Here is a 9,875-nt window from a genome sequence, read left to right as displayed (position 1 = left end):
GCGATTCCGCTGATCCTGTCGGCGATGGAGAAGATCGAGCAGGAAGACGACTGGTATGCGCTGGGCCCCCTTGGCCAGTACATCACCGCCGAGCATTCCGATTTCGACACCCGGACCTATGGTCACAAGAAGCTGAGCGATCTGGTCAAGAGCCTGAACGAATTCGAGACCCGCAAGAGCGGCGCCCAGCTGCATATCCGCAGGCGGCCCTGAGCCGCGCCGCCATCGCTCAGCCCGCCTTGGCGCCATAGCGGGCCATGAAGGTCTTGACCGCCTCGCGGGAAATGCGGTCGCATTCGGCCCGGTTGCAGGCCGGGGCAAGGCCGAGGATCACCCGCAGATAGATATCGGCCTTGCACAATTCCTGGAATTGCGCTGCCGCAAGGTCGGGGTCGTCGACCCTGAGTTCGCCGCGCGCGCTGGCCAGCTGAAAGAAATCTGCGAGATGACGACGCCCCATGGCCGGGCCGGTCTCGTAGAAATGCCGGCCCAGTTCGGGAAAGCGGTCGGCCTCGGCGACGCAGATGCGGAACACCCGGATTCCGAAATCCGACAGGATGAAGGTCAGGATGCCCCGCGCGGCCCGGGTCAGCACCTCTTCGGCCGGGGCCTCGGGGTCGATCTGCTGCATCATGGTCTCGGCCTGAAGGGCGCATTGCTGGCGCGCCATTTCCATGAACATTTCGCGTTTGTCGGGAAAATATCGGTAAAGCGTGGCCTTGGAGACCCCCGCAGCGCGGGCGATGTCGTCGACGCTGGCGCCCTCGAATCCGTCGCGCAGAAACACCTCGCGGGCGCCCTGCAGGACCTGCCCGTATTTGCGCCCCTTGAGAATGGTTTGCGATGGCGTGGACATCATATCCCCTTGCGACTCGGAATCTGAATATAAACTGTTTGGTTTCATTGCCTCAAGCGGTTGACTCTTGCCGCAGTATTGGAAGTCATTGGACGCGAATAGTTTTGACCTGGAGTGGATATGCGGTTCTTTTCGCAACGTCGCCATTTTCGTGATCTCAGCGAGCAGGAAATCATCGCGCTGGCCATTTCCTCGGAGGAGGACGACGCGCGCATCTATCGCAGTTTCGCCGAGATGCTGCGCGCCGATTTCGCCGCCACCGCGAAGATGTTCGTCGCCATGGCCGAGGAGGAAGACGAGCACCGCCGGCGGTTGATCGATCTTCACAAGTCGCGATTCGGCGAGGTGATCCCGCTGATCCGGCGCGAGCACGTGGCGGGGTTCTATGCCCGCCGGCCGGTCTGGCTGGTCCAGAACCTCGGTCTGGAGCGCATCCGGGCCGAGGCCGCGCGCATGGAGCGCGACGCCGAGAAATTCTATCAGGCGGCGGCCGCCCGCACCCGCGACGCGGCGACCCGGTCCCTGCTGGGCGATCTGGCGGCGGAAGAGGCCGGTCATCAGGCGGCGGCGCAGCGGCTCGACGACACGCTGATCGATGACGGAGCCCGCAACCGCGAAGAGGACGTGGCCAAGCGCCAGTTCATCCTGACATGGGTGCAGCCGGGGCTGGCCGGGCTGATGGATGGCTCGGTATCGACCCTGGCGCCGATCTTCGCCACCGCCTTTGCCACCCAGGACACCTGGACCACCTTTCTGGTCGGGCTGGCGGCCTCGGTCGGGGCCGGGATCTCGATGGGCTTCACCGAGGCGGCTTCGGATGACGGGGAACTTTCGGGGCGCGGCTCGCCGGTGAAACGCGGCTTTGCCTCGGGGGTGATGACCACGCTTGGCGGGCTTGGCCATGCGCTGCCCTATCTGATCCCGGATTTCTGGACCGCCACCAGCGTTGCCATCTTCATCGTCTTCGTCGAACTCTGGGCCATCGCCTGGATCCAGAACCGCTTCATGGACACGCCCTTCTTCCGCGCCGCCTTTCAGGTGGTGCTGGGCGGGGCATTGGTGTTCGGCGCCGGAGTGCTGATCGGCAGCGGATAGGCCGCGCCGCCCGCCCGGCGCGAAACAGAGAGACATAGACCCCATGCTGGCGATTTTCCTCGAGACCCTGCCGTTCTTCGCGCTGATCGGGATTGGCTACTGGGCCGGCCGCACCCGGTTCTTCAGCGAAGAGGCGACCGCCTATCTGACGAAATTCGTGTTCTATTTCGCCCTGTCGGCGATGCTGTTCCGGTTTTCCGCCAACCTGTCACTGGCCGAGGTGCTGGATTGGCCGCTGGTCGGTGCCTACCTGTGGGGCACCGCCGCGGTCTATGGCATAGCCAGCGCGGTGGCCTTCTGGCGCCGGCTCGACGTGGCGACGGCTGCGGTCGAGGCGCAATGCGCCGCGATCGGCAACACCGGCTTTCTCGGCATCCCGATGCTGGCGCTGCTGATGGGCGAGGCGGCGATCGGGCCGACGATCCTGGCGCTGGCGGTGGACCTGATCGTGTTCTCAAGCCTGATCGTCATCCTGATCACCGGATCGCGCGAGGGGCGCATGCGCCTTTCCGTCCTGCGCACCGTCGGGCTGGGGCTTTTGCGTAATCCGATGATCGTGGCGATCTCGGCCGGGCTGGTGTGGTCGGCGCTGCGGCTGCCGATCCCGGCGCCGATGAATGCCTTTCTGGAAATCCTCGGCGCCGCCGCGACGCCGGGGGCCCTGTTCGCCATCGGCGCCTCGCTGGCCTCGAAATCGGCCGAACGCGCCGAGGTGGCGCTTTGGCTGGCCTTCTGCAAGCTGGCGCTGCACCCGGCCCTGGTCGCCATCGGCGCGCTGCTGCTGTTCCCGGTCGATCCCTTTGCGGCCCGCGTGATCATCGCCGTCGCGGCGCTGCCGGTGGCCGGAAACGTCTATATCCTGGCCCAGCACTACGGCGTCGCGCCCCAGCGCGTGTCGGCGGCGATCCTGTTCTCGACCGTGATCAGCGTGGCCTCGGTGTCGCTGGTCATCGCCTGGGTCGGCGGTCTCTAAATAACCCGCCCCGCGGGCACGGTTTTTCTTGTCCATGCCCCCCGCCCTGCGCTAGCCATTGTGGAGTTGACAGGAACCCGGAGGACAAGATGGAAGTGATTTCCGAAAACAGGGCATTTGGCGGCGTGCAGGGCGTCTATGGGCACCGATCGCATTCGACCGGCTGCGAAATGACCTTTGGACTGTTCCTTCCGGAAGAGGCACAGGGCGGCCCGGTGCCGGTGCTGTGGTACCTGTCGGGCCTGACCTGCACCCACGAGAACGCCATGATCAAGGCCGGGGCGCAGGGCTGGGCCGCCGAACAGGGCATCGCGCTGATCTTTCCCGACACCAGCCCGCGCGGCGAGGCCGTGGCCGACGACGCGGCCTATGATCTCGGGCAGGGGGCCGGTTTCTATGTCAATGCCACCGAGGCCCCCTGGGCGCCGCACTACCAGATGTGGGATTACGTCACCGAGGACCTGCCGTCGCTGGTGCAGGAGGAATTCCCGCTCGACATGACCCGCCAGGCGATCATGGGCCATTCGATGGGCGGCCATGGCGCCCTGACCATGGCCATGTCGCTGCCGGGTCGCTTCCGCTCGGTCTCGGCGCTGGCGCCGATCTGCAACCCCACCGGCGCCACCTGGGGGCGCAAGCAGCTTCGGGCCTATCTTGGCGAGGACAAGGGCCAGTGGGCGGCGCATGACGCCTCGGTGCTGATGGCCGAACGCGGTTTCGACGGGCCGATCCTGATCGATCAGGGGGCCGAGGACGAGTTTGTCGACCTCCTGTGCCCCGAAACGCTGGTCAGTGCCGCCGCGGCCCGCCGCCAGGCGCTGATCCACCGCATGCAGCCGGGCTATGACCACAGCTATTTCTTTGTCTCGACCTTCATGGAAGACCACGTGAACTTCCACGCCGAAGCGCTTTACGCGGACTGAGCCATGAGCGCGATCTATGTCGATGCCGATGCCTGCCCGGTCAAGGCCGAGGCCGAGCGCGTCGGCACCCGGCACGGGGTGGCGATCCATATCGTCAGCAATGGCGGGCTGCGTCCCTCGCAGAACCCGCTGGTACAGACGGTGATCGTCCCCGAAGGGCCGGACGTGGCGGATATGTGGATCGCCGAGCGGGCCGGCCCCGGCGACGTGGTGGTGACCTCAGACATCCCGCTGGCGGCCAAATGCGTCGCCGCCGGGGCGCGGGTGCTGAAACACAATGGCGAGGCGCTGACCGAAGCCAATATCGGCAATGTGCTGGCGACGCGCGACCTGATGGCCGACCTGCGCGCCGCCGACCCCTTCCGGCAGGGCGGCGGCCGCGGCTTTACCAAGGCCGACCGGGCGCGGTTTCTTGATGCGCTCGAGCGCGAATTGCGCGCGGCGCGGAAAATCTGACGGAAACGAGAGACCCCAATGACCATCGACGCGGTGATTTTCGACATCGGCAATGTGCTGATCGAATGGCAGCCCGAGAAATTCTATGACCGGGTGATTGGACCCGAGCGCCGCGCGGCGCTGTTTTCCGAGGTGCCGCTGCATGAAGAGCATCAGCGGGTGGACGAGGGCGTGGCCCTTGCCGATGTGGTGTTCCCCCTGGCCGAGCGTTTCCCGCGCTGGGGTGCTGAAATCCGCATGTGGCATGACCATTGGGTCGAACTGGCGGCGCCGGAAATTCCCCATTCGGTGCGGCTGTTGCGGGCGCTGAAACGCAACCGCGTGACGGTGTTCACCCTGACCAATTTCGGCCATGACAACTATCCGATGTCGCAGCAGGCCTTTCCCTTCCTGCGCGAGTTCGACCGGGAATATGTCTCGGGGCGGCTGCGGCTGATCAAGCCCGATCCGGCGATCTATGCCCATGTCGAGGCCGATTGCGGCATCGCGCCCGATCGCCTTCTGTTCACCGATGACCGGCAGGACAATATCGAAGCGGCGCGGGCGCGCGGCTGGCAGACCCACCATTTCACCGGCCCCGAGGGCTGGGCCGCGCGGCTGGTGGCCGAGGGGCTTTTGAGCAAGGAGGATGCGCAATGACCACGATCATCGATTTCGAGGCCGGCGAGGCCAATCTCGACTGGCTCGGGTTGACCGAGGCGCTCGAGGCCGGGCACCGGCTGCCCAAGGCCGAGATTTCCGACAGCCTGCTCTATCGCGGCGAAGACACGCTGCTGCAGCGTCAGGCCTGGATCGACGGGCTTGGGATCGGGGTCAAATCTGCCACCATCTTTGCCGGAAACCCGGCCCGGGGCGAGCCGCTGATCCATGGCGCCGTGACCCTGTTCGACGATCGTTTCGGCAAGCTCGAGGCGCTGGTCGATTTCCACCTCGTGACCAAGTGGAAGACCGCCGGCGACAGCCTTCTGGCGGCCCGGAAACTGGCCCGGCCCGACAGTCGCAAGATCCTGATCGTCGGCGCCGGCACGGTGGGGCGCAACCTGCATGCGGCCTATCAGGCACTGTTTCCAGATGCCGAGTTCACGGTCTGGAACCGCACCGCGGCCAATGCCGAATTGATGGCGCAGGAGATCGACGGGCTGAAGGTCGCGCGCGATCTCGAGGCGGCGGTAGGGGCCGCCGACATCGTCACCTCGGCCACGATGTCGACCGAACCCACGCTGCGCGGCGACTGGTTCCGCCCCGGTCAGCATATCGACCTGATCGGCGCCTATCGCCCCGACATGCGCGAGGCCGACGATGCGGCGCTGCGCCGTTCGCGGATCTTCGTCGACAGTTTCGACACCACGATCGAGCATATCGGAGAGCTGAAGACCCCGATCGAACAGGGGGTGATCGCGCGCGGCGACGTGATCGCCGACTATTATGATCCCGCCGCCTTCAAGCGCCGGTCCGAGGACGAGATCACCCTGTTCAAGAACGGCGGCGGGGCGCATCTCGACCTGATGACCAGCCGCTTCATCCTCGACCGCTGGCGGGCATGACGGCAGGCATGACGACCTGGCTGATCGCGGCGGCGGCGGCGCTGCTGGCCCTGTGGCCGCTGCTGGGTGAAGCGCGCCGCAGGCCGGTGTCCCGGCGCGCGTCGCAAGACCCGGCGGGCCGCCACGCGGACCTGTCCGGGGGGTGCGTCTACTATCGCTGGCACGGGCCCGAGGCCGGCCCGGTGGCGGTCTGCGTGCACGGGTTGACAACGCCCTCCTACGTCTGGGACGGGCTGATCCCCTATCTGAACGAACAGGGGTTCCGGGTGCTCAGCTTCGACCTTTACGGGCGCGGTCTTTCGGACCGCCCGCGCGGGGTGCAGGATGCCGAATTCTTCGACGCGATGCTGCGTGCGCTTCTGGACGATCAGGGCGTCAGCGGGCCGGTCACGCTGTTCGGCAATTCCATGGGCGCGGCGATCGCGACCGAGTTTGCCGCCCGGCATCCGGCGCGCATTCGGCAGTTGGTGCTGCTGGTGCCGGCGGGAATGGGGCATGATCTCGGGGTCGGGGTGCGGCTGACGGGCGGGCTGCCGTTGTTGGGAGACTGGCTGTTTCACCTCGTTTTTCCCTACAGCCTGCGGCGCGGTGCGCGGGCCGAGGCCGATCTGCCGACATCGGTGCCCGATATCGTCTCGCGCCAGCTCGATGAATTGCGCTGGCGGGGCTTCCTGCGCTCGGTCCTGTCTTCGGTCAGGGCCATGCTGGGGCGCAACTGCCATGACGCCCATCTCGCCCTGCATGGGCTGGACCTGCCGACCCTGGCGGTCTGGGGCGGCGGCGACGAGGTCATCCCGATCGCCTGCCGTGATCGGCTGTCGCAATGGAACCCGGCGGCGGAACATATCGTCCTGCCGGATGCCGGGCACGGCCTTGTCTACACCCATACCGCCGCCCTCTGGCAGCGTCTGGGGCCGGCGTTGATCCGGCCCGACGATCTGATGTGAGTCAGGCCGCGTGTGAGTCAGGCCGCGACCGCCATCGGGCGTTCGCGGATCGGCAGATGCACGATGGCGCTGAAGGCGCCGATCCCGACCCCGATCCACCATACCATCGTATAGTCGCCATGGGCGTCGTACATGCGTCCGCCCAGCCACACGCCGAGGAAACTGCCCAGCTGGTGGCTGAAGAAGACGATACCGTAAAGCGTGCCCATGTAGCGCAGCCCGTAGATATGCGCCACCAGCCCCGAGGTCAGCGGCACCGTCGCCAGCCACAGCGCCCCCATGACGATCGAGAACAGGATGACGCTGGTCGGGGTGATCGGCATCAGGATAAACACCGCCGCCGTCACCGTGCGCCCGAGATAGATCCCGGCCAGCAGGTATTTCTTGGGGTAATGCTTGCCCAGCCAGCCCGCCGCCAGCGTGCCGGCGATATTGGCCAGACCGATCAGCGAGATCGCCACCGCGCCGAGCCGCGATGTCGTGGTCACCCCGACCGAGGCCAGAACGCCCGAGGGGTCGATGGCGGCGCACATTTCGGTAATCATCGCCGGGAAATGCGCGGTGACAAAGGCCAGCTGGTAGCCGCAGGAGAAAAAGCCGAGGAAGATCAGCGTGTAGCTTGGGTCGCGAAAGGCCTTGGCAAGGATTTCGCCCATGCTGTCCTCGAGTTCGGCCCGGCTTGCCGTCGGGGCGCGCATCGCCGGCAGCAGCAGGAGGACGGCAAGGATCGCCAGTGCGAAGATGACGAAGACCGACTGCCAGTCGAGAAAGCCCAGCATCCATTCCGCGAGCGGGGCGCCGATGACCTGTCCGCCCGAACCGGCGGCGGTGGCAATCGCCAGCGACATCGAACGGTTCTCGTCCGAACTGGCGCGCCCGACCACGGCGAGGATGACTCCGAACCCGGTGCCCGCGACCCCGAAGCCGACCAGGATCTCGAGGACCTGATGCGCCGTCGGGGTCACCGCGAAGGACGACAGGACCAGCCCCGCGGCATAGATCAGCGCCCCAAGGATCAGCGCCTTGCGGTCGGTGAATTTTTCGGCGATGGCGGCGAAAATCGGCTGGCCGATCCCCCAGGCCAGGTTCTGGATGGCGATTGCCAGCGAGAACTCGGACCGTGCCCAGCCGAATTCATCGGCGATCGGGATCTGGAAGACACCGAAACTGGCGCGGATGGCAAAAGACACGAGGATGATGACGCAGCCCGCAAGCAGGACTGGGGTCATGAGGGGCGGACTTTTCTGCATTGGGGGCTCCGTGTTCGCCGCAGCAGGATGATGCCGGGCAGGTGCGGCGTCAATTCAGCATTTGTGAACAGAGATATCACAAGGGCAAATCGCCGGCTTTTCTCCGCCCCGCCCATTGGGTAAGGGAAGATCATGAGCACGAAGACCATGAGCACTCTGCCCGAAATATATGCCGCCAAGGTTGCCAGCGGCGACTTTCACCATGACGACGCCCAGGAGGCGATCCTGCCCGAATTCGAGCGGATCCGGGCCGAGGTGGAACGGCCGGTGAAAAAGACCTGGTTCCGCAAGTCCGCCCCGGAGACGGTGCAGGGCCTTTATCTCTGGGGCGGTGTCGGGCGCGGCAAGTCGATGCTGATGGATCTCTTCGTCGATTCGCTCGGCGTGCCGGTGCGCCGGGTGCATTTCCATGCCTTCATGCAGGAGATTCACAGCGCCATGCATGTGGCGCGCCAGCAAGGCGTCGAGGACACGATCCGGCCGGTCGCGAAATCGGTTTCCGAGTCTGTTCGGGTGCTGGCCTTTGACGAGATGCAGATCACCGACATCACCGACGCGATGATCGTCGGGCGCCTGTTCGAACAGCTTTTCGAAGCCGGCGTGGTGGTGGTGACGACCTCGAACCGGGTGCCCGACGATCTTTACAAGGACGGGCTCAACCGGCAGCTTTTCCTGCCTTTCATCGAGCTTATCAACCAACGCCTCAATGTCCGCGAACTGGTCAGCCCCAATGACTACCGCCAGAACCGTCTTCAGGGCAGCCAGGTCTATTTCGTCCAGGCCGGCACCGAGGCACGGGCCGATATCCAGGCGATCTGGAAGGATCTGACCGGCGGCGAGGCAGCGCCGCTGACGCTGGTGGTCAAGGGCCGCAACGTGGTGCTGCCGGCCTTTCGCAACGGCATCGCGCGGGCGCGGTTCTTCGATCTTTGCGGCACCATGCTCGGGCCGGGCGACTACCTGGCGGTGGCCGATGCGGTCAAGGTCTTGATTCTCGAAGATATTCCAAGGCTGTCACGGCATAATTTCAACGAGGCCAAGCGTTTCGTCACCCTGATCGACGCGCTTTACGAGGCCCGGGTGCGGTTGATCTGTTCCGCCGCCGCCGAGCCCGAGATGCTGTATATCGAGGGCGAGGGCACCTTCGAGTTCGAACGCACCGCCAGCCGCCTGCGCGAAATGCAGGACGAAAACTGGGGGCAGGACGACGGCTGAGCCCTGCACTGGCTGCCCGGTACTTTCGGGAAACGGGCGGGGGAGCGGGCGGCGCGGCAGGTCTTGAAACGCGAAAAGGGGGCGCATCCGCACCCCCTTTTTTGCCTGTCCCGTATGACCGCCAGGGTTCCCCGATTATTGCTTATTGTTCGCAGGGGAACCACCAATTGCCATGACTATAGGCGCAGTGATTCGGGGCAGTCAATGGGCCGCGAATCGCCTTTCTTCGAATCGGTTGTTTTGATTCGGTATTTTCTTTTCGGCCACGCCGGGCTCAGCCGTTTTCGCGCAGAATGGCCCCCGCCAGATACAGCGATCCGCAGATCAGCACCCGTGCCTCGGGGTCCTGCGCGGCGATCGCCGACAGGGCCTCGGCGGCGGTCTCTGCCGTGCGCGCGCGAAATCCGACGGCGCGGGCGGCCTCTTCGGTCTGGGCGGCGGTCAGGGTGTTGGCCTCGCCCGGGATCGACACCGCGGTCAGGCTTTCGGCATGGGCCGCGAGTGGTCTCAGATAGCCGGTGACATCCTTGGTGTTGAGCATGCCGCAGATCAGATGCGTCGGCCGTTTCGGCAGATCGGCCAGCACCTTGGCCAGCGCCTGCCCGGCGGCGGCGTT

At 65.6% G+C, this 9,875-nt stretch carries 12 protein-coding genes; 9 read left to right on the top strand and 3 right to left on the bottom strand.

Annotated features, from left to right (window positions below; genetic code table 11):
• The coding region (locus ABZD10_RS10280; protein ID WP_372886302.1) for an OST-HTH/LOTUS domain-containing protein at positions 1 to 213 on the top strand (213 nt) is incomplete at its 5' end.
• A gap of 16 nt (positions 214 to 229) precedes the next feature.
• On the opposite strand, the gene ABZD10_RS10275 is transcribed toward ABZD10_RS10280, so the two are convergent.
• Positions 230 to 856, bottom strand: a complete 627-nt coding sequence (locus tag ABZD10_RS10275) for a TetR/AcrR family transcriptional regulator (protein WP_372886301.1) — start codon at positions 854 to 856, stop codon at positions 230 to 232.
• A gap of 120 nt (positions 857 to 976) precedes the next feature.
• Here ABZD10_RS10275 and mbfA point away from each other — a divergent pair, with 120 nt between their 5' ends.
• From mbfA to ABZD10_RS10240, 7 genes are all read left to right on the top strand, one after another.
• Positions 977 to 1,951, top strand: coding sequence for an iron exporter MbfA (mbfA, locus tag ABZD10_RS10270; protein ID WP_372886300.1), 975 nt, complete (start codon positions 977 to 979; stop codon positions 1,949 to 1,951).
• A 43-nt stretch (positions 1,952 to 1,994) separates the two neighbouring features.
• The gene (locus ABZD10_RS10265; RefSeq protein WP_372886298.1) at positions 1,995 to 2,924 is read left to right on the top strand and encodes an AEC family transporter; all 930 of its coding nucleotides are present in this window, start codon (positions 1,995 to 1,997) and stop codon (positions 2,922 to 2,924) included.
• A gap of 89 nt (positions 2,925 to 3,013) precedes the next feature.
• Entirely contained in the window at positions 3,014 to 3,847 is an 834-nt protein-coding gene (gene fghA, locus ABZD10_RS10260) for an S-formylglutathione hydrolase (protein WP_372886296.1), read from the top strand.
• Positions 3,848 to 3,850: 3 nt separating this feature from the next.
• A complete protein-coding gene (locus ABZD10_RS10255; protein WP_372886294.1) occupies positions 3,851 to 4,303 on the top strand; it encodes a YaiI/YqxD family protein in 453 nt (150 codons plus the stop codon).
• A gap of 18 nt (positions 4,304 to 4,321) precedes the next feature.
• Positions 4,322 to 4,942, top strand: a complete 621-nt coding sequence (locus ABZD10_RS10250; RefSeq protein WP_372886292.1) for an HAD family hydrolase — start codon at positions 4,322 to 4,324, stop codon at positions 4,940 to 4,942.
• A complete protein-coding gene (locus ABZD10_RS10245; RefSeq protein ID WP_372886290.1) occupies positions 4,939 to 5,847 on the top strand; it encodes an ornithine cyclodeaminase family protein in 909 nt (302 codons plus the stop codon). Before ABZD10_RS10250 ends, ABZD10_RS10245 begins: the two co-directional genes overlap by 4 nt.
• An 8-nt stretch (positions 5,848 to 5,855) precedes the next feature.
• Positions 5,856 to 6,794: an alpha/beta fold hydrolase gene (locus tag ABZD10_RS10240; protein WP_372886288.1), complete on the top strand. Its 939-nt coding sequence runs from the start codon at positions 5,856 to 5,858 to the stop codon at positions 6,792 to 6,794.
• A gap of 17 nt (positions 6,795 to 6,811) precedes the next feature.
• Here ABZD10_RS10240 and ABZD10_RS10235 read toward each other — a convergent pair whose 3' ends face one another.
• Positions 6,812 to 8,044: an MFS transporter gene (locus ABZD10_RS10235; RefSeq protein ID WP_372886286.1), complete on the bottom strand. Its 1,233-nt coding sequence runs from the start codon at positions 8,042 to 8,044 to the stop codon at positions 6,812 to 6,814.
• Positions 8,045 to 8,191: 147 nt separating this feature from the next.
• On the opposite strand from ABZD10_RS10235, the gene zapE reads away from it, so the two are divergent.
• The gene (gene zapE, locus ABZD10_RS10230; protein ID WP_372886304.1) at positions 8,192 to 9,259 is read left to right on the top strand and encodes a cell division protein ZapE; all 1,068 of its coding nucleotides are present in this window, start codon (positions 8,192 to 8,194) and stop codon (positions 9,257 to 9,259) included.
• Between the two features lie 274 nt (positions 9,260 to 9,533).
• On the opposite strand, the gene ABZD10_RS10225 is transcribed toward zapE, so the two are convergent.
• A partial coding sequence (locus tag ABZD10_RS10225; protein WP_372886284.1) for a glutamate ligase domain-containing protein occupies positions 9,534 to 9,875 on the bottom strand: 342 nt, incomplete at its 5' end.

This window comes from Shimia sp. (assembly GCF_041624275.1).
In the GTDB taxonomy this organism is placed as follows: domain Bacteria; phylum Pseudomonadota; class Alphaproteobacteria; order Rhodobacterales; family Rhodobacteraceae; genus Shimia.
Note: the sequence above shows the minus strand (reverse complement) of the source record. Positions and strands in the feature narration are given on the sequence as shown.